The sequence below is a fragment of the Variovorax sp. OK605 genome, assembly GCF_900115445.1.
GTDB lineage: Bacteria > Pseudomonadota > Gammaproteobacteria > Burkholderiales > Burkholderiaceae_C > Variovorax.
This window is the reverse complement of record NZ_FOWL01000013.1, coordinates 1-17,586: the sequence shown is the minus strand read 5'-3', so window position 1 is coordinate 17,586 and position 17,586 is coordinate 1. Positions and strand designations below refer to the sequence as shown.

General features: G+C 63.9%; 18 protein-coding genes. 6 read left to right on the top strand and 12 right to left on the bottom strand.

The window, feature by feature from the left end; all coding sequences use genetic code 11:
• Positions 1-90 precede the first annotated feature (90 nt).
• The 12 genes from BM013_RS28640 to BM013_RS28585 form a co-directional block, all read right to left on the bottom strand.
• A complete protein-coding gene (locus BM013_RS28640) occupies positions 91-813 on the bottom strand; it encodes an ABC transporter ATP-binding protein (RefSeq protein WP_093131443.1) in 723 nt (240 codons plus the stop codon).
• Positions 794-1,558 carry an ABC transporter ATP-binding protein gene (locus BM013_RS28635; protein WP_093131441.1) on the bottom strand — a complete coding sequence of 255 codons (765 nt, stop codon included), beginning with the start codon at positions 1,556-1,558 and terminating at the stop codon, positions 794-796. Before BM013_RS28635 ends, BM013_RS28640 begins: the two co-directional genes overlap by 20 nt.
• A complete protein-coding gene (locus tag BM013_RS28630; RefSeq protein WP_093131439.1) occupies positions 1,555-2,568 on the bottom strand; it encodes a branched-chain amino acid ABC transporter permease in 1,014 nt (337 codons plus the stop codon). The genes BM013_RS28635 and BM013_RS28630 overlap by 4 nt, the downstream gene beginning before the upstream one ends.
• Complete coding sequence (locus tag BM013_RS28625) at positions 2,565-3,434, bottom strand: branched-chain amino acid ABC transporter permease (protein WP_093131437.1); 870 nt, start codon at positions 3,432-3,434, stop codon at positions 2,565-2,567. The genes BM013_RS28630 and BM013_RS28625 overlap by 4 nt, the downstream gene beginning before the upstream one ends.
• Positions 3,435-3,449: 15 nt before the next feature.
• Positions 3,450-4,628 carry an ABC transporter substrate-binding protein gene (locus tag BM013_RS28620; RefSeq protein WP_093131435.1) on the bottom strand — a complete coding sequence of 393 codons (1,179 nt, stop codon included), beginning with the start codon at positions 4,626-4,628 and terminating at the stop codon, positions 3,450-3,452.
• Positions 4,629-4,709: 81 nt separating this feature from the next.
• Positions 4,710-5,351, bottom strand: coding sequence for an isochorismatase family protein (locus BM013_RS28615; protein ID WP_093131433.1), 642 nt, complete (start codon positions 5,349-5,351; stop codon positions 4,710-4,712).
• Entirely contained in the window at positions 5,348-6,391 is a 1,044-nt protein-coding gene (locus tag BM013_RS28610; RefSeq protein WP_093131431.1) for a 2,5-dihydroxypyridine 5,6-dioxygenase NicX family protein, read from the bottom strand. The genes BM013_RS28615 and BM013_RS28610 overlap by 4 nt, the downstream gene beginning before the upstream one ends.
• 21 nt (positions 6,392-6,412) lie before the next feature.
• Complete coding sequence (locus tag BM013_RS28605) at positions 6,413-7,408, bottom strand: amidohydrolase family protein (protein ID WP_093131429.1); 996 nt, start codon at positions 7,406-7,408, stop codon at positions 6,413-6,415.
• Between the two features lie 17 nt (positions 7,409-7,425).
• Positions 7,426-7,941 (bottom strand): aromatic-ring-hydroxylating dioxygenase subunit beta, encoded by a 516-nt coding sequence (locus BM013_RS28600; RefSeq protein WP_093131427.1) that lies wholly within the window; start codon positions 7,939-7,941, stop codon positions 7,426-7,428.
• A complete protein-coding gene (locus BM013_RS28595; protein ID WP_093131425.1) occupies positions 7,938-9,248 on the bottom strand; it encodes an aromatic ring-hydroxylating oxygenase subunit alpha in 1,311 nt (436 codons plus the stop codon). Before BM013_RS28595 ends, BM013_RS28600 begins: the two co-directional genes overlap by 4 nt.
• Positions 9,249-9,277: 29 nt before the next feature.
• Positions 9,278-10,531, bottom strand: coding sequence for an NAD(P)/FAD-dependent oxidoreductase (locus BM013_RS28590; RefSeq protein WP_093131423.1), 1,254 nt, complete (start codon positions 10,529-10,531; stop codon positions 9,278-9,280).
• Positions 10,528-10,845: a non-heme iron oxygenase ferredoxin subunit gene (locus tag BM013_RS28585; RefSeq protein WP_093131421.1), complete on the bottom strand. Its 318-nt coding sequence runs from the start codon at positions 10,843-10,845 to the stop codon at positions 10,528-10,530. Before BM013_RS28585 ends, BM013_RS28590 begins: the two co-directional genes overlap by 4 nt.
• Positions 10,846-11,200: 355 nt before the next feature.
• Here BM013_RS28585 and BM013_RS28580 point away from each other — a divergent pair, with 355 nt between their 5' ends.
• From BM013_RS28580 to BM013_RS28555, 6 genes are all read left to right on the top strand, one after another.
• Positions 11,201-13,582, top strand: a complete 2,382-nt coding sequence (locus BM013_RS28580; protein WP_093131419.1) for a xanthine dehydrogenase family protein molybdopterin-binding subunit — start codon at positions 11,201-11,203, stop codon at positions 13,580-13,582.
• Positions 13,579-14,430: an FAD binding domain-containing protein gene (locus BM013_RS28575; RefSeq protein ID WP_093131417.1), complete on the top strand. Its 852-nt coding sequence runs from the start codon at positions 13,579-13,581 to the stop codon at positions 14,428-14,430. The genes BM013_RS28580 and BM013_RS28575 overlap by 4 nt, the downstream gene beginning before the upstream one ends.
• Positions 14,431-14,435: 5 nt before the next feature.
• Positions 14,436-15,659: a xanthine dehydrogenase family Fe-S subunit gene (locus tag BM013_RS28570; protein WP_177225597.1), complete on the top strand. Its 1,224-nt coding sequence runs from the start codon at positions 14,436-14,438 to the stop codon at positions 15,657-15,659.
• Positions 15,656-16,462, top strand: a complete 807-nt coding sequence (locus tag BM013_RS28565) for an alpha/beta fold hydrolase (RefSeq protein ID WP_093131415.1) — start codon at positions 15,656-15,658, stop codon at positions 16,460-16,462. The genes BM013_RS28570 and BM013_RS28565 overlap by 4 nt, the downstream gene beginning before the upstream one ends.
• Before the next feature lie 82 nt (positions 16,463-16,544).
• Positions 16,545-17,093, top strand: a complete 549-nt coding sequence (locus BM013_RS28560) for a MarR family winged helix-turn-helix transcriptional regulator (RefSeq protein WP_093131413.1) — start codon at positions 16,545-16,547, stop codon at positions 17,091-17,093.
• Between the two features lie 67 nt (positions 17,094-17,160).
• On the top strand, positions 17,161-17,586 hold a 426-nt coding region (locus tag BM013_RS28555; RefSeq protein WP_177225596.1), incomplete at its 3' end, for an acyl-CoA dehydrogenase family protein.

Sequence of the window (17,586 nt, the reverse complement as noted above, 5' to 3'; positions counted from 1 at the left end):
CCGCGCCGAGTCATCAAAGATGCGCATTGCTGCACGAGCGTGGGCCTTCCTTCTGGAGCGAATCGCGTCGAGCCACCGGTGAGTTCGTCTTCAGCACTTTTGGATGCCGATGGTGCGGTTGAGCAATGCCTCTTCGCCACTCAGCACCGCCGCAGACCCGGCGTAGGCGGTCAGTCCGCGTTCCAGAACGATCACGTTGTTGGAAAACTCGAGAACGACATCCACGTGCTGCTCCACGATGATGCAGCCCACGCCGAGCTGATCACTCATCCGGACGATGGCATCCATCAACTCCTCGCGCACCATCGGCGCCAGGCCTTCAAGCGGCTCGTCGAGCAACAGGATTCGCGGCTGCCCCACGAGTGCGCGTGCCACCGACAGCATTTGCTGCTCGCCGCCAGACAGCTGCGTCCCTCCGTTGCGTCGGCGCTCCTTGAGCCGCGGAAACAGTGCATAGATCGGTGGTAGGGTGACGCTTGCCGAGCGCCCCTGCAAGCCGGACAGCAGGTTCTCCTCGACTGTCAGCGAGGGGAAGATGTCGCGGCTCTGTGGAACGTAGCCGAGGCCGGCGCGCGAGCGTGCATAGGTGCTCGCGTTGCTGATGTCGGCGCCGCCGAAGTGGATGTGTCCCTTCATCAAGTCGGCCAGGCCCATGGCGGTCGCGAGCGTGGTGGTCTTGCCGGCGCCGTTGCGCCCGATCAGGCCGAGTCGCTCGCCTTCGCGCACGCTGAAGCTGAGATGCTCGAGCACCGGCAGGCCGCCATAGCCTGCGGTGACGTCGTCGAACCGGAGTTCAGTGGTGGGCTGGGGCATGACCGTCTCGTCCGAAATAGATTTGCTTGACTTGCTCGTTGGCAGCGACTTCCTGCGGCGTTCCTTCGACCATCACCGCACCGGCGACCAGCACGATGATGTGCGACGCGAACCGGAACACCAGGTCCATGTCGTGCTCGATCAGCAGCACCGACAGATCCTTCGGCAGGCGCGCAATGGCTTCCATGATGCGGCCGCCTTCGCCCTGCGGCACGCCTGCGCCCGGTTCATCGAGCAGCAGCACCTGAGGCCGCATCGCGAGTGCCAGGGCGATTTCCGCGAGCCGTTGTTCTCCAAGTGCCAGCTGTCCCACCACGCGGTTCGCATACGGGTGCAGGCCCAGCATGCCGAGCGTCTCGTCCACATCCTGCTGCACGCGCGCGGAATGCGAAGGCGAGGGCCACCACTGCATGGAGGCCCGATGCCGCTGCAGCACCGCGACCTTGACGTTGTCCGCCACGGTCAGTTCCTTGAACAGGCGGCTGATCTGGAACGTGCGGACGATGCCATTGCGCACGCGAGCGTACTGCGCCAACTGGACGATCGAGCGCCCGTCCAACTGGATGTCGCCCGACTGCGGGCGCAGGGCGCCGCTCAGCAGGTTGACCAGCGTCGTCTTGCCGGCGCCGTTGGGGCCGATCAATGCCGTGCGCGCGCCGTGGGGAAGCGACAGCGAGACGTTCTGCGTGACCGCGAGGCCGCCAAAGGAGTGACTCAGGTTGTGCGTCTGGAGCCGGTGAGTCATCGTGCCACCCCGCTGCGGCGAGGCTGCCGGGCGTACGCCACGGCGCGGTCGAACAGCCCGATCAGCCCCTCGGGCAACACGATGAGGACGACGATCAGCATCGACCCGATGATGAACAGCCAGTGGTAGGGGTTCAGGGTCGATGCGATGTGATGAATGGTCATGTAGGCGACGGTGCCGAGCACGGCGCCCGACAGGCGGCGCGTTCCGCCCAGAACGATCATGACGACGACGCCCGCCGACGTCGAGAAGTCCAGCATGAAGAGATTGGCGACCTTGCTGGTCTGTGCCGTCAATGCGCCGGCCAGCCCCGCCACAATGCCTCCGACGGTGTAGACCGCCAGCAGGTGCAGGTAGACGCGGCCCCCCAGCGCCTGAACCCGTCCAGGGTCCTGGCGGATGGCCTTGGCCGTCAGGCCGAAAGGCGACTCCACGAGGTTCCTCAGCAGGAAGTACACGAGCACGAGTGCACCCAGGGCATAGAAGTAGCCCGTGTAGCTCAGGAAGCTGAACTCCCAGATGCCGAACAGCGGCGCGATGTTGAAACCGGCAAGGCCGTCGTCGCCGCCCGTGAGCCACCTCGCCCAGTTGGCCAGTTCGAGCAGCAGTTGGGCGACCGCGATGGTTAGCATGACCAGCGTGAGTTTGGTCGATCGCAGCATCACGGCGCCGCTCAGCACCGCGATCACTCCGCCGCCGAGCCCGCCGAGCAGCAAGCCTGCGATGGGGTCTGCCGTCAGGTACAGCGCCGTCCAGCCCGCGACGTAGGCGCCGCTGCCGTACAGCGCGGCCTGGCCCAGGGTCGCAATGCCGGCCTGCCCCAGTACGAGACTCAGCGACAGTGCGAAGATCGACATGGTCGCCATGTTGGTCAGCAAGCCGAGATCATGCGGAAACAGCACGAAGGCCAGCAGCCCCACCAGCAGCAGCACGAGCTCTCCGCGCAGCTGCATCCATGGGCGGGCGCGAGACGGTGCGGGCACCGCCCGCGACGCAGTGACCGTGTTCATGCGGGCCTCCCGAACAGCCCTTGCGGCCGAACCAGCAGGACGATGATCATCGTGAGGAAAAACGCAGCAGATGCGAGCTGCGGGACCATGTATTTCATCGAGGTTTCCACAATACCGAGCAGCAACGCTGCGAAGAATGAGCCGAAGAGATTTCCGTTGCCCCCGACGGCGACGACGGCCAGCAGGATCACCAGGTACTTGGACGCGTACGTCGACTCCATTGGCAGAAGTTCTGCACCAGCGATGCCGCCCAGTGCCGCAAGCGCTGCGCCCATCACGAAGGTGGCTGCGTAGATCTTCGTGGTGTCGATGCCGATCGCGCGTGCGATGGGGGCGTTGTCGACAGCGGCGCGCACCCGGATGCCGAAGGAAGATCTGTCCACCGTCAGCCAGAGCACGCAGACGACGACAAGCCCGCAGCCCACGACGATGAGCCGATGCCGCGGGATGGACCGGAAGCCCAGATCGACCGTGCCGTTGAACAGCTCGGGCAGCGCCACGGATGTCACGGTAGAACCGAACACCAGGTTCACCGCAGCCGTCGCCAGGAACATCAGCCCGATCGTCACCAGCATCTGGTCGAGATCGTCACGTCCATAGAAGCGCCGCAGCAGGATGCGCTCGAACAGCAGCGCAACAAGCCCGACCAGGGCGATGGCCAGCAGGAATCCCAGCCAGGCCGGCATTCCCAGGCGTTGCGGAATGGTGGCTGCAAAGAAGCCGCCGAGCATCGCGAAGGCGCCATGCGCCAGGTTCACCACCCGCATGAGGCCCATCGTCATCGACAGGCCCACCGTGATCATGAAAAGGATCATCGCGTAGGCGATCCCGTCGATCAGAATGCTGCTCAGGAGCGAGAGAGACATGCTGCAGGCTCTGCGTTACTTGGACACGTTCTGGGTGCGGCCGTAATCGGGCTGCATCTCGAACGTGCGGAATTCGCGGTTCACGAAGCGCCCTGACGGGTCTTTCTCGACCACGCGCATGTAGACGTTTTGCACGAACTCGCGGGAAGTCGGGTCGATCTTCACCGGGCCTCGCGGACTCTCCCACGCGTACCCCTTGGCGCTGGCGAGCGCCTTGACCCCGTCGCGCTGCCCATCGGTGGCTTGGACCATGCGATAGATCACGTGGAGGCCGTCGTAGGCGTTGGCGAGCTGAACGGTCGGAATGGCCTTAGGTGCAACCTCGCCGAATGCCTTGATGAGGGCGTTGTTCAGCGCCGAGTTGTGCGTGGCCGAATAGAACATGCCGGTCTCGATGCCGAGAAGCTCTGGGCCGATGGCCCGCAGCTGGTCCTCGTCAGTCTCGGCGGTGCCGAGAAAGCGCACGCCGGCAGTTCTGAGGCCGGCCTCGTTGTAGGCCTTGACCATCGCATAGGTCGAAGGGCCACCCGGGGCGAAGACGTAGAGGGCATCGGGCTTGAGCGCCTTCACGCGCTGCATCAGCGGACCGAAATCGGTTGTCTTCAACGGCGCGCGGATGGCCTCGAGCAGCTTGCCGCCGCCGCCGATGAAGGCCGTGGTGAAGGATTTCTCGGCGTCCAGGCCAGGACCGAAGTCGCTAACCAGCGTGACGACATTGCGGACGTTTTTCTCAAGCGCGTACTTGGCCACGGGCACCGCCATCTGCGGCAGGGTGTATGAAGTGCGCAGCAGGAAGTCTGACTTGTCGAGCAGCGACGACGTGGATGCATTGAAGATCACGACCGGTACCTTGGCCTCCTGCGCGAGCGCAGCCACGGCCAGGGTGTCGGGCGTGAAGTAGAGGCCAGCGATGTACTGCGCCCCTTCCTTGACGATCAGTTCCTGTGCCAGCGCCTTGGCCTGAGCGGGGTTGATTTCGGGAAGGTCGCGATAGACGACTTCGATCGTGTGCTTGCCCACGGCCGTGCCGTTGAGCTTCTGATAGGCCTTGGTCGCACCCTCCCAGGTTTGCCCCACGACAGAAAACGGCCCGGACATCGGCGCGATGACGCCCACCTTGATGACGTCGGCACGGGACTGAAAGGCGATCGTCGTGAGTGAAACCGCCAGGGCGGCAACGAGTTTGATGGTCATTCTTCTATCCAGGTAGTGGGGCGTGGCTGGTGCGGTGAGCACCGGAGGATCGGATGAGTTGGCGGAGCTTCGAACGGCGTATCAGACCGGCGCGATGTCGGCTGCCTTGCCGGTCGCTTCGAGGGCGAGGTCGCGGGGCATCAAGGTCGCGTATTTCTGATTCATGTCGAACAGATTGGCGTCGTGGGCCTGCAGCGAACGGTCGCCCACGCAGTCGGTCACGACGAGCGGGCGGAACCCGTGGCACATCGAGTCGACCACGCTGGCGCGCACGCAGCCGCTGGTCGTGCACCCGGCAATCAGCAGCGTGCGTATGCCGCGCAGGGATAACCAGGCGGCCAGCGAAGTCCCGAAGAAGGCCGAGGGGCTGGTCTTGCGCAGCACCAGTTCTCCGGCCTCCGGCTGCAGTTGCGGCACGATCTGGCTTTCCGGCGCATCCTCACGTAAGGCAAGGATGGGGGGCACCTTGAGCGCGAAGATGTTGGCGTCGGCGCCATCGTCCTGATACACCACCCGCGTGTGCACGATCGGCCATTGGCGCTGTCGCGCTTGGTCGAGAAGCCCGCGTGTGCTTTCAATGGCGTCGGCGATGTTGCCGCCACCGAAGGTGAGCGGATCGGCGAAACCGTTGACGAAGTCGATGATCAGCAGGCCGTAGGGCGCCATCGGCGCCACGGCATTGCCGAACCCTTGCTTCTGGTAGATGCTCTGGTCGAAGCTCATAGAAAGGCCTCGTCGATCACCTTGCCGTCGCGGACCACGACGGTGCCGTCCAGCGCCACCGTGCAATTGCGCAGCGGAATGTCGAGGTGGCAAGGCGTGGTGCGGGAGCCGCCAGCCTCGTTGTTCGGACCCAGGGAAAACAGAAAGTTGCCTTCGAACGCGCGCGCGTCTTGACCGGTTGTCGCCTCGCGGTCCATCAGCGACAACGTGTGCCAGTAGCAACGGGGCTGCATTCCCCACCCGATGTGCGCGATAGCGTAGGCTTCGGGATCCTTGTAGGCCTCCATGAACTCGCGCAGCATGGCGGCATCGACATCACCTTCAATGCTGCGCACGAAACCGTCGCGCAAGTTCAATGTGATCTTGTCCGAGACGTAGTTCCTCTGTGGCAGTAGGATGTCACCGCGATCGATCACGATGGTTCCGTCGCTGCCGCCTTCGTTGGCGAAAGTGAAGAGGAAGCCGCTCGGCCAGTGGTCCCAGCGCCCGGGTTCCTCGCAGAAACCGTACTCGGTGATGACAGGAAATTCGCCGAGCTGGAACGTCACATCCGTTCCAGCCGGCGACGTCACGTGCATTTTTTTCGCCTTTTTGAGAAGCTTCGATGCATCCAAGACGCGCTTGCGATCGCCTTCAGTAGGAATCGCTCGCACCAGTACCTCGGGCGGCTCCGCGACCAAAAGAATCTTTGTCCCGGACTCGAGAATTTCCAGTTGCTCTGGAGAGAACAGGAGAACCATCAAGTCAAGGACGAGATCGCTATCTTTCATTGCAGCGAGTGCGACTGGATTGTTCGTGAGCGGTGTTTCACCCAGATAACTCATCCGGTCGCGGCTGGTTGCTTTCTCCGCGTTGATGGGTTGCAACTCGATCCGGGTCACGATCGCGCCCGCGGCCTGCGCGGCGATCGTCGCCGTCTGGAGTGTCTGCGGGTGCGTGTGGGGGCCGCACAGAATGGAGACGGTCTGGCCGCGCTCCACTTTGCTGAGCTTCAGGACCTCGTCCCACGCCTTGATCATCTGATAGTCGCTGACTGCCATTTTTTTCCTTTCGAGTGAGTGTCAGAGCTGAAGCAGCGCCAGGTCTTCCGGGCTGCCCAGCTTGAAGAGCCGGCGCGCATTGCCATGGCACACCTGTGCCCGCGTCTTGTCGTCCAGCGGGGCGGCTTCGATGAAGTTGCAGGCCTCGGCGGTCGACTCGTAGGGGTAGTCCACCGAGAAGAGCACGGCCTGTGCCCCGAGCTCGCCAATAGCGCCCAGCAGCGCCGGTGCGGAGCACACGCCCGACGTGGTGATCAGGATGTTGCTGCCGATGTACTCACTGGGCTTGCGCGCCAGCGTGATGCCCGATGGATACGCGGCGAAGCGGCTGTCGATGCGCCAGCGCTGGTATGGCAGGGCCTCGCCCATGTGGCCCAACACCAGGGTCAAGCGCGGGAAGCGGTCGAACACTCCGCCGAACAGCAGGCGCAACGCATGGCCCGCTGTCTCGACGCCCCATCCCCAGGCTGCGCCCTGGAGCACCGGCATGCCTTCGAGCAGGGCCGGTGCCTGGCTGAACGCGTTGGGGTGCAGGTAGATGGGCACGCCCAGCGCCTCTGCGCGCTCCCAGAACACATCGAATGCGGCGCCTTCGTAATAGCGGCCCAGGGTGTGGCCGTTGATCATCGCGCCCTTGAAACCGTGTTCGACCACGGTGCGCTCCAGCTCCTTGGCCGCGGCAGCCGAATCCTGCATGGCCACGTGGGCGAAGGCACCGAAGCGCTGCGGATGGCGCGAGACACGCGCGACAAGGAACTCGTTGTTCTCGCGCGCCCGGCGGATGGCGGTGTCGCGATCCACCTCGGCCTGTACGCCGGGCATGGTCTGCGATAGCACGACGTACTCGATGTTGCCTGCGTCCATTTCCGAGAGGCGCTGGTCGTCGAAGTCGGTCAGCCGGGCGTCGAGCTTGGCGACGAATGCGGCGGGAAGCGCCCGCGTGTAAGGGGAGGAGTACGCGTCGAACCCTGGGGCCGAGAAGTGCTCTTCCAGTGCGATTTTGGGAATTTGGTTCATAGTCTTCCTGGGTAACCTCAGACCGGATAGGCCAAGGCGGTGTCGAGAATTTCGGTGTCGTGGATCACTTCACGGCTGGCAAGCAGCAGCCAGTCGCCTTCGCGCACGAAGCGGTCGTGGTAGACGCCGGCCAGATGCACCGTCGATGGGCCCTCCACAAGGGTCTGCATGAGGATGAAGGGCGTCTGGGAACTGATCGTGTTTTCCGTCTCTTCCAGTACGCGGGCAATCCCCAGCACATGCAGCATGTGCCGCGGCGCGAACATCTGCGAGTGCGCGACGGCGAGGGCCCGGTCGATGATCATGTCCAGGCCTTCGCAGTAGATGAGTCCCACGGGCATGTTCAAGAGCGCGTTCTGGCGCGATGTCACGCGGTACGTCGCTTCCTGGCTGAAGAAGTCCGGCCAGCGTTCCACGTCGTTCGCATCCAGGACCGCGCAGTACTCGACGTGAAACGACTCGATCTCGGCTCGGAGCTCGGCCGCGCGTAGCGGCGAGATAGTCGTCTTGGCGTAGGTGAGGCGATCCTTCATGCGGCTTTCTCCGCGACACGGATATCCATCACGTCCCGGTAATACTGGTAAAGGGAGCGGATGCAGGACTCGGAGATGAGATTGCGTGCCGTGCCCTGGTGGCCGGCATCAAGCTTCACGACGTTGTTGTCCGTGGAAGAGTTGCGCAGGCCTTCCTGCACGAACTTCAAAGCCTCGTTGTCCTCGAGGCCCAGGAAGCCGGCCGGGCCCATGAGGTTGCCCTGGCGAAGGCGGTGCCGTGTCATCTCCGGCGTGTCGTCCTCGTATCCGAACATCGTCCACTGCATGACCATGCTGTTCGGGCCGTTCGGAATGATCTGGCGCACGCCCATCGTGTTCATCTGGCGCTGAACGATGAGGTTCGGCCACATGGTCATCATGTTGGCGGACCAGGGCGACTTGAACTCCCGCACGTAGTCGAGGAACCGTTCGTCGCGCAACCGAAGGTTGTCGCTGAAGGAGCGCATCTGCGCCTTGTCGTCATCGGCGACCGTAGCGTAGATCTCGTCCGGCTTGGCCGACGCCATGAAGCCGTGCCGGCCATGCACCTTGTCCGCAAAGACGATCGACTTGATGCCGGGAACCAGCAGGCCGAACACCACGAGAAACGAATGCAGCAGCGTCGCGTGGTACGGATCCTTGAGGTTCTCGTGGTACATCTTCCAGTTACACGGGAGCTCGTTGCGGCAGTAGCCGAGGATCTTTAGCTTCTTGCCCGAGAACGGAACGTCGAACTCCTCGGTGATCTCCTTCGTCATGTACTCCTCCAGCGGAGGGGTCTTGTCGGAGTAGGTGGCAAACACCACGCCGTTGCGGGTGGCTACGCGCAGCTGGCGGGTGCCGTGGTCGGCGTTCTTGAAGTCCGCCGGCATGCCGCCCACCTTGTTGATGCCACGCTTGAACGGGACCCCCTGCAGGTTGCCCTTGAGGTCGTATGACCACTGGTGGTAGGGGCAGACGAACTCCTTCGTGTTGCCCTGGCTGGCGCGACAGAACTCCGCGCCGCGATGGGCACAGCGGTTTTCGAAGACGGAGATCGTGTCGTCCTCCGCGCGCACGATCACGACGGCCGTGGCTCCCACGTACCCACGCTTGTAGTCGCCGGGGTTGGGGATCTCCGCTTCCAGGGCGACAAAGTTCCAGGTGTCCCCCCGAAAGATGCGGTCGATCTCCTGGTCATAGTTCGCCTGGCTGGTGTAGACCCAGTCCGGAATGTTGTTCATGGCGTCTGCGGGCCAGACGCATTGCTCCAAGGGCGGATTCTTCCGGGCATTCGTGATGCCGATGACCGCCTGCGATTGATACATGAAAGCTCCTTGGCTTTGAGAGAGGTGGTTTAAGTGGTGGTCGCGACGTCGGCTTGCATCTGCTTGGCCCATGTGCGAAGGTTGGTAGCGTCCAGTGCGAAGTCGTCCCACTGCACGCGCCGCCCGCGTTCGAAGAGCGGGCGAACGGCCCGCAGGTCGGGGCCTGCGTTGATTGCGACGCCGTGCACCGGCACGCAGTCCCGATGGCCGATCCATAGCGCCTTGTCGTTGGCCGGGCTACCACGGCGCACGTATTCCAGATCGCTGGCCGGCAGGCCCAGCATCTGGATGTTGTGTTTGCCCTGGTCGGTCCAGAACCACGGCACCGCGGGTGCGGGAAGAGGCAGGCCGAGCATGGCGGCGGCGGCCGTGCGCCCCTGCTCGTTTGCGTTCTGCCAGGATTCGAGGCGCGTCGGCGCCGCCTGTCCGGCACGGCGCTGGCTGGTGCAGTCGCCGCATGCGAACACGTGTGCGTTGCTCGTGCGGCAAGACGCGTCCACCAGAATGCCGCCGCCTGCCGCGATCTGCAGCCCCGCATCGCGCGCCAGCGCGTCGTTGGGAGACAAGCCGATGGCGATGACCACCTCGTCCACTTCGAGATCGCCGGTGCTGGTGCTCAAGCGCAACCGGCCTTGCGGCAATGAATGGACGCCACTGCAGGAAGCGCCGAGCAGGAGCCTGGCGCCCGCTGCGTGCAACTTCGCTTCGAGCCATTCCGACGCCTGCGGTGGCACGAAGCGATCGAGCAGTGATGGCGCGCGTTCGAGCACCGTCACCGAGGCGCCCGCGGACAGCGCCGAGTTTGCGACCTCGAGGCCGAGGAATCCACCGCCAAGAACCGCGACCTGCGGCATTGCCTGGAGTGCGGTGCGCAGCCGGTGCGCGTCGTCCAACGTGCGGATGTAGTGCACGCCCGCACGGCCGGCCGGCACGCACGCCAGCGTGGTGGCCTCACCGCCGGTGGCGATCAGGCAGGACTCGTAAGCGAGTATCCGCCCGTCCGCAAGACGGACATGCTGCCGCTGGAGATCCAGTGCAACCGCTTCGTTGCCGCTCAGCAGTTCGACGTCGCTGCGTGTCCAAGCGTCGTCGGTCAGCACGTCGAGCCTGGGCGCCTCTGCAGCCATCAGGACGGCCTTCGACAACAGAGGACGCTCATACGGCTTGTGGCGCTCCCGGCCCACCATCGTGATGCGCCCGCTATAGCCGTGCTCGCGCAGGGCGAGTGCCGCGACGGCCGCCGACTGGCCCGCACCGACGATGACGATGCCGCGCGATGTCATTTGCCAACGGGCGAGAGCACGTAGATGTGGTCGCCCTCCCGCTTCACGGTGTGGGTGCGCAGGTCTGCGGTGGCCGGCGCGCACATCGCCTTGCCCGTGCGAATGTCGAAACGGGCCTGGTGCAGCGGGCATTCAACACAACCGTCTTCCACGTAGCCCTCCGACAGCAGCGCGGTGGCATGAGTGCACATGCTGTCGGTGGCAAAGAACTCGTCGTCGATCCGGTACAGCGCAACCCCGTAGCCATCGACATCGACGGTCTTCGCTTCATCGTTGCTCAGCTCTTGCGCCGAGGCGACCTTGATCCAATCCATGGGCTTCTATCCTGTCATTCAGAGAACTGAAATAAATACTCAGTGAACTGTCATATTAGGCAGGTCAACGTCTTTTTTCAAGTGCGGGTTTGTACTTGTTTGGCTTGCACCAGGGTGGATGGAGATGCCTGTATGAAAAGGGCGAAAACAGTGCGTGTAGTCCATGAATGCGCACCGATTCAGGGAGATCGATGTGTCAGGGTTTTCATCATTAGCCACTGTCTTCACGCGCGTGACAAGCAGGCCTATACTTATGAACGTGTACTGTTGCAAATACGAGTGAAGTCCTAATCTCGGACGGTGCCGCACATCCCGAGCGGCGCCCGGGAACAATCAGTCAAGCAGAAGGAAACGCATGAACCAGGCAGACATTCCGGCGAGAGTTCTCAAGCCCGAGGGCATCGGCGCCCGTGTGCCTCGCAAGGAAGACGCGCGCCACATGGTTGGCAAAGGCAATTTCGTGGGCGACTTCGTGCTGCCTGGTCTGCAGGAGGTCGCCTTCCTGCGCAGCCCTCTGGCGCACGCCACCATCACGGGTGTCGAGATTCCGCAGGAGCATGCGGGGAAGATCTTCGTGCGCGAGATGATGACGGACGCGGCGGACATCGGTTCGCCGTCTTCGCTGCCCACATACCAGTACTCGGCCTTGCCGCCGCTGGCTTCGGGCAAGGTCCGGCACGTGGGAGAGGCGATCGCAATGGCCGTTGCCCCAACGCGTGCAGTGGCGGAAGACCTGCTCGAAGAGGTGCAGGTTTCTTATGACGAGCTGCTCGTCTACCACGGCGCCGAGTCTTCTCTTGCGGCGACGGGAGACTTCCTTCATCCCGGGTGGAAAGACAATGTCTTTCTCACGCTGCGGGCCAATCGCGACTTCGATGAACTTGCCGCGAAGGCGGAGGTAAAAGTCAGTCGCACCGTCGAGCTGTCGCGTCAGTGCATCGTGCCGCTGGAGGGAAAGTCGGTGTTGGCCTATTGGGACTTTCAGGCCGATCAACTTGTGGTCGTCAGTGCAACGCAAGTTCCGCATTTGCTGCGCGTCGGCATCGCCCAGCACCTCTCGATGAACGAGGAGGCGGTGCGTGTGGTGTCCCCCGACGTGGGTGGTGCCTTTGGCTACAAGGGGCAGCTCTACCCCGAAGATCTGTGCATTGCCTGGCTGGCCAAGACGTACCGAACCCCATTTCGATATCTTGAGGATCGGCGCGAGCATCTGATCGTCGGTGCCAACACGCGGCAGCATCACTACCAGCTCACTGCCTACGCGGACCGCAGGGGCAAGCTCCTGGCGTTGGACGCTGTCATCACCATCGACGGCGGCGCCTATTCGTACTATCCGTTCTTCGTGGGCCTGGAGCCTGGACAGGCGATCGGCAACCTGCCGGGTCCGTACACATTCCGTGGCTACCGCTGCGAGACCTTGTGTGTCGCGACCAACAAGCCGGGCTTCATGGCGTACCGCGGCGTGGCGCGTACCGGCGTCTGTTTTGCGATCGAACTTCTTATGGATGCCGTGGCGCGCGAAGTGGGCCGGGAGCCGTGGGAGGTTCGCATGGACAACCTCGTGCCGGCCGCTGCCATGCCCTACGTCAACGTGGCCAACAAGCACTTCGACAGCGGCGACTTTCCCGCGAGCCTTCGCCGCGCCGTCGAGATGGTCGGAGTGGCTGCCGTGCGTGAGCGTCAAACCCGGGGAGAGCCGGACGGACGCCGGATCGGGTTCGGCACGGCCACTTACACCGAGCAGTCCGCGCACGGCACGACCGTGTTCGCCAACTGGGGTCTTCCGGTGGTACCCGGTTTTGATCAGGCGGTGGTGCGGATGACCGCGGATGGCGGGCTGGAGGTGCGGGTCGGCGTGCACTCGCATGGCCAGGGCATGGAGACCAGTTTCGCGCAGATCGCCAATGATGTGCTCGGCATTCCCGTTGCGCGTATCCGGGTCGTGCATGGAGACACCGCGCTCACGCCCTTTTCATCAGGCACCTACGCATCCCGGGCGACCGTTATGTCGGGAGGTGCCATCGCGACCGCGTGCAAGGAACTGTTGCCTCGCATCCAGTCGATCGCCGGTTATCTCATGGGCGTGGAGCCGCAGACTGTCGCGCTGGTCGAGGGGTTCGCGGTCGCCGGGGAAAAGTCGATTCCGCTGTCCGAAGTGGGTGGCGCGTGGTACCTCACGCCGCAGGACCTGCCCGATGAGGTGCATCTTGGTGGCCTGGAGGTTTCGCGTGCGTACAAGCCCAAAGTCGACACCGGTACCTTTACGTATGCAACCCATGCCGTCGTCGTCGCGGTCGACACGCAGACAGGCGAGGTCGAGATCCTCGACTACGTCGTGGTCGAGGATTGCGGCACCATGGTCAATCCGATGATCGTGGAGGGCCAAACCATCGGCGGCATCGCGCAGGGCATCGGCACCGCGATGTACGAAGAGAGCCCGTACGACGACCAAGGCCAGCCGCTGGCTTCCACGCTGGCCGACTACATCCTGCCTGGCGCCACGGAAGTGCCTCGCATCCGCATCGAGCACTTCGAGACACCGTCGCCTCACACCGAATTCGGCGCGAAGGGCGTGGGGGAGGGAGGCGCCATCGCGCCGCCCGCGGTGATCTTCAACGCCGTGAACGACGCATTGCGAGGCACGGGCGCGGCCGAGGTGCTGATGACGCCCCTGACACCGCGGCGCCTGCTCAAAGCCCTCGAGAGCGCAAAGCCGCAACAGGAGCTCGTCAAATGAAAGCCGCGAAATTTGAGTACACGCGAGTGCTCGGCGTGGATGAGGCGATCGAGGTGCTGGCCAACGGCGGCGGCATGGCGAAGGCGCTGAGTGGGAGCCAGTCCTTCGGCCCGATGCTCAATTTGAGACTCGCGCGACCGGCGCAGGTGGTCGACATCGCCGGCATCGCAGCGTTGCGCGCCGTCAGTCGCAAGGGCGAGTGGGTCGAGATCGGTGCGGGAGTCACACATGCCGAGATCGAAGATGGCGTGCACCCGCCACTGGCGGCGCATCCCATGCGTCAGGTTGCGGGCGGGATCGCCTACCGGGCGATTCGCAGCCGCGGCACTGTCGGAGGCAGCTTGGCGCATGCAGATCCTGCCGCGGACTGGGTGGTCACGCTCGCCGCACTGGGCGCCCGGATCGTGCTCAGGTCGCCGCGCGGCGAACGCACGATCGAGGCGGATGGGGTGATGCTCGGCGCCTATACGACGGTGCTCGAGTCCGACGAGTTGATCGTGGCCGTCCACGTGCCATGCGAAACGCCGGCCACGCGCTGGGGCTATCACAAGGTCTGCCGCAAGCCTGGCGAATTTGCCGAGGCCAGCGCCGCGGTGTATTTCGATGTTTCGCGCAAGCGCGCGCGCGTGGTGCTGGGGGCGTCAGACGGGCCACCGATCCTGTTGAACGAATTCGCGGCGGAAGTTGCAAGCAAGGGCGCGCAAGCCGCAGAGCGCGACAAGGTGGGCGCGGCCGTAGGCCGGGCGCTGCCTGATCGCGACGGCATCGACCGAAAGCTCTTCACGGCCTGTGTCGAGCGCGCCCTGGCGCAGTCGGGTGTTTTTTCCAACCACAAGCCAGCGGAGTAACAGACTTGATCCCCATCGCTATTCAGGTCAACGGCCGCAGCTTCAGCCGGCACGCGGAACCACGGACGCATCTTGGTGACTTCCTGCGCGACGAACTGCGCCTGACAGGAACCCATCTTGGCTGCGAGCATGGCGTTTGCGGCGCATGCACGGTGCTCGTCAACGGCCAGCCGACGCGCTCATGCATCACCTTCGCCGTGGCGTGCGAGGGCCAGGAAGTTACCACCATCGAAGGCTACGACGATGATGCGGTAATGAGGCGTCTGCGCCCGGCGTTCACGCGGCATCACGCGCTGCAGTGCGGCTTCTGCACACCCGGAATGCTTACCACGGCGCGCGACATCGTACTGCGTCTGCCCCAGGCCGACGAAGCGCGCGTGCGCCTCGAGCTCTCCGGCAACCTGTGCCGTTGCACCGGCTACCAGGGCATTGTGGATGCCATTCTCGATGTGCTGCAACAGCAGCGCGACACCCCCGACGCACAAGTCGAAAAGCTGCGGCATGCACTGAGTGCCCCGCGAACTATTGCACCGCGCCCGGCCACGGCGCCGAGCCAGGCGCAGCCGCTCGCGGTCGCCGCCGCCAGGCAGCCTGCGGCCGAATCTGCGGCGTCTGCGGAAATGGCAGAGGTCGATCCCGCCGCGATGGCCAAGGCCAAGGCCAAGGGCAACGCCATCGAAGTGCATTTCGACGTGCCTTATCCGGAAGACCAAGTGTGGAAGTTCATGGGAGACCTGCCGGCGGTGGCCTCCTGCCTACCTGGTGCGACCATCGACTCATACGAAGGAGAGCGTGTCAAGGGCACCATCGCGATCAAGTTCGGGCCGATGTCGGCGGCATTCGCAGGCGCTGCGCGGCTGGAGCGCGACGACGCCGCGAGGCGCGCGGTCCTGCGCGGTGCCGGCCAGGACAGCCTGAGCAAGTCACGCACACAGGGCGACATCACCTATCGGCTGGAGGCACTGACGGCCGACAGCACCCGTGTGCACGTCGACATGATCTATGCCCTGCAGGGCCCACTCGCGCAGTTCTCGCGCTCCGGACTCGTGAAGGACTTCGTGCGACGCATGGTCGCAGACTTCGGAAAGCAGATCACGCGAAGGCTGAGCGGCCAAACGGTTGCGGCCGACGAGCCGCAACCCACGGTGTCCGTCGCCGGGATGATGTGGAGCGTGCTCTGGAACCGCTTCCGCGGCTGGTTCGGCAAACCGCCGAGGGGGTCCGAATGAGTTCCTTTCTTCTTGGCTATCACGTCCGTGCGAACGGGGTGCGGCTGCATCTTCTGCGCTATGGAGGGCAGGGTCCTCGCCTGCTGCTGTTGCCCGGCATCACGAGTCCCGCCATCACCTGGGGCTTCGTCGCAGAGCGATTGGCTCGCCATTTCGATGTTCATGTGCTTGATTTCCGGGGGCGAGGCCTGTCCTTCAGCGCGCCGGGCATGGTTGCGAGCCTCGATGCCATGGTGGCCGATGTGTTGGACCTGCTGAACGTGTTGCAGTGGTCGTCGGTGACGGTGCTGGGCCACTCGATGGGTGCCCGCGTGGCGATTCGAGCCGCTGCGCGCGATCCGGGGCGCATGGCGAGGCTGCTGCTCGTCGATCCGCCGGTGTCCGGGCCGGGCCGGCGTCCTTATCCGGTTCCGCTGGCCTGGTATGCCGATTCCATCCAGATGGCGCTCAAGGGCATCACAGCCGAAGAGCTTCGCCCCTATGCACCCACGTGGACGGACGACCAATTGCGCCTCAGGGCCGAATGGCTCCATACCTGCGACCCGGATGCCATCGTTCAGGCGCACGCCGGCTTCCACGAGGACGACATCCACGCCGATCTCCCCCAATTGAGGACGCCCGCGCTTCTGATGGCGGCAGGCCGGGGAGGGGTGATGCTGCCAGAGGACCTTGCCGAGATCGGGTCTCTTGTGCCCGGGCTGTCGCAGTGCACGGCGTCGAACGCCGGGCACATGATCCCGTGGGATGACGAAGAAGATTTCTATCGCTTGCTCGGCGATTACCTGAAGCTCGACCTGCGCTAGCGCAATCCGAAGCGTGTCTTGCTCCGTTTCACAGACAGGGGAGTCGATAAACTCGTCGGCTGAAAACTTCAGCGATCTCGAGATGATGACAAAGCGTTCCCCCGCTCAGAAAAAGACGGTCGGCTCAGCCGATGTGGCAAAGCATCCGGTCTTGGAGACGTTCAATCCATTGCGCCAGGTCATGTGGCGCCGGCCGGGTTTCCTCATCCGCAGGCTGACGCAGATCGGACAGGCGATCTTCTTCGATCTCTGCAAGTCGGAAAGCATCACGCCTCTTCAGGTCGGCATGCTGACGGCGCTTTCGATGAACCCCTGGCTGGATCAGAAAGCGATCGGTCGGGAACTGTCGCTCGACCGCACGACGACTGCAGAAGTGCTCAAGCGTCTTGGTGACAAGGGCTTGGTTGAAACCCGCGTCAACCCCGGCGACCGCAGGTCGAGACTCTCGGTGATCACGACGGATGGGCTCAACCTGATCACCGATCTGCAGGAAAGCATTCACCGCTCCCAGGAGCTGCTGATCGAGCCGTTGTCGCCCGAAGATCGCGCCGAGTTCATGAGGCTTCTGGCACAGCTCGTCGATGCGCATGAGAAGAAGGAAAAGATGGAAAAAGAAATTGGGGCCGGCTGATCGGAGGATCCGCACGCGACTTGTTATCACCGAGTAATTTGGAACTGCTTTTAAAGGCAGCAATGAGATGAGCTACATCGCCCCCCTCAAGGACATGCTGTTCGACATCGAGCACCTGGCCAACATCGGCGAGATCGCCAAGCCGCCGGGCTTCGAAGACGCCGGCCTTGAAACGGCACAGGCCGTGCTCGAGGAATGCGCGCGTTTCAACCAGGACGTGGTGGCGCCGCTGAACGTGGCGGGCGACCGCGATCCTTCGTCCTTCAAGGGCGGCGTGGTGACCACCACGGCCGGCTTCAAGGAAGCTTTTGCGCAGTACGTGTCGGGCGGCTGGCAGGGCCTGCAGCATCCGGCGGACTTCGGCGGCCAGGGCCTGCCCAAGACCATCGGCGCGGCCTGCGGCGAGATGCTCAACTCGGCCAACATGAGCTTCGCGCTGTGCCCGCTGCTGAGCGACGGCGCCATCGAGGCGCTGCTCACGGCCGGCTCCGAC

Coding starts and splice junctions, on each gene's coding strand:
- BM013_RS28640 (WP_093131443.1), bottom strand. CDS start 813: ATGCCCCAGCCCACCACTGAACTCCGGTTCGACGACGTCACCGCAGGC.
- BM013_RS28635 (WP_093131441.1), bottom strand. CDS start 1,558: ATGACTCACCGGCTCCAGACGCACAACCTGAGTCACTCCTTTGGCGGC.
- BM013_RS28630 (WP_093131439.1), bottom strand. CDS start 2,568: ATGAACACGGTCACTGCGTCGCGGGCGGTGCCCGCACCGTCTCGCGCC.
- BM013_RS28625 (WP_093131437.1), bottom strand. CDS start 3,434: ATGTCTCTCTCGCTCCTGAGCAGCATTCTGATCGACGGGATCGCCTAC.
- BM013_RS28620 (WP_093131435.1), bottom strand. CDS start 4,628: ATGACCATCAAACTCGTTGCCGCCCTGGCGGTTTCACTCACGACGATC.
- BM013_RS28615 (WP_093131433.1), bottom strand. CDS start 5,351: ATGAGCTTCGACCAGAGCATCTACCAGAAGCAAGGGTTCGGCAATGCC.
- BM013_RS28610 (WP_093131431.1), bottom strand. CDS start 6,391: ATGGCAGTCAGCGACTATCAGATGATCAAGGCGTGGGACGAGGTCCTG.
- BM013_RS28605 (WP_093131429.1), bottom strand. CDS start 7,408: ATGAACCAAATTCCCAAAATCGCACTGGAAGAGCACTTCTCGGCCCCA.
- BM013_RS28600 (WP_093131427.1), bottom strand. CDS start 7,941: ATGAAGGATCGCCTCACCTACGCCAAGACGACTATCTCGCCGCTACGC.
- BM013_RS28595 (WP_093131425.1), bottom strand. CDS start 9,248: ATGTATCAATCGCAGGCGGTCATCGGCATCACGAATGCCCGGAAGAAT.
- BM013_RS28590 (WP_093131423.1), bottom strand. CDS start 10,531: ATGACATCGCGCGGCATCGTCATCGTCGGTGCGGGCCAGTCGGCGGCC.
- BM013_RS28585 (WP_093131421.1), bottom strand. CDS start 10,845: ATGGATTGGATCAAGGTCGCCTCGGCGCAAGAGCTGAGCAACGATGAA.
- BM013_RS28580 (WP_093131419.1), top strand. CDS start 11,201: ATGAACCAGGCAGACATTCCGGCGAGAGTTCTCAAGCCCGAGGGCATC.
- BM013_RS28575 (WP_093131417.1), top strand. CDS start 13,579: ATGAAAGCCGCGAAATTTGAGTACACGCGAGTGCTCGGCGTGGATGAG.
- BM013_RS28565 (WP_093131415.1), top strand. CDS start 15,656: ATGAGTTCCTTTCTTCTTGGCTATCACGTCCGTGCGAACGGGGTGCGG.
- BM013_RS28560 (WP_093131413.1), top strand. CDS start 16,545: ATGATGACAAAGCGTTCCCCCGCTCAGAAAAAGACGGTCGGCTCAGCC.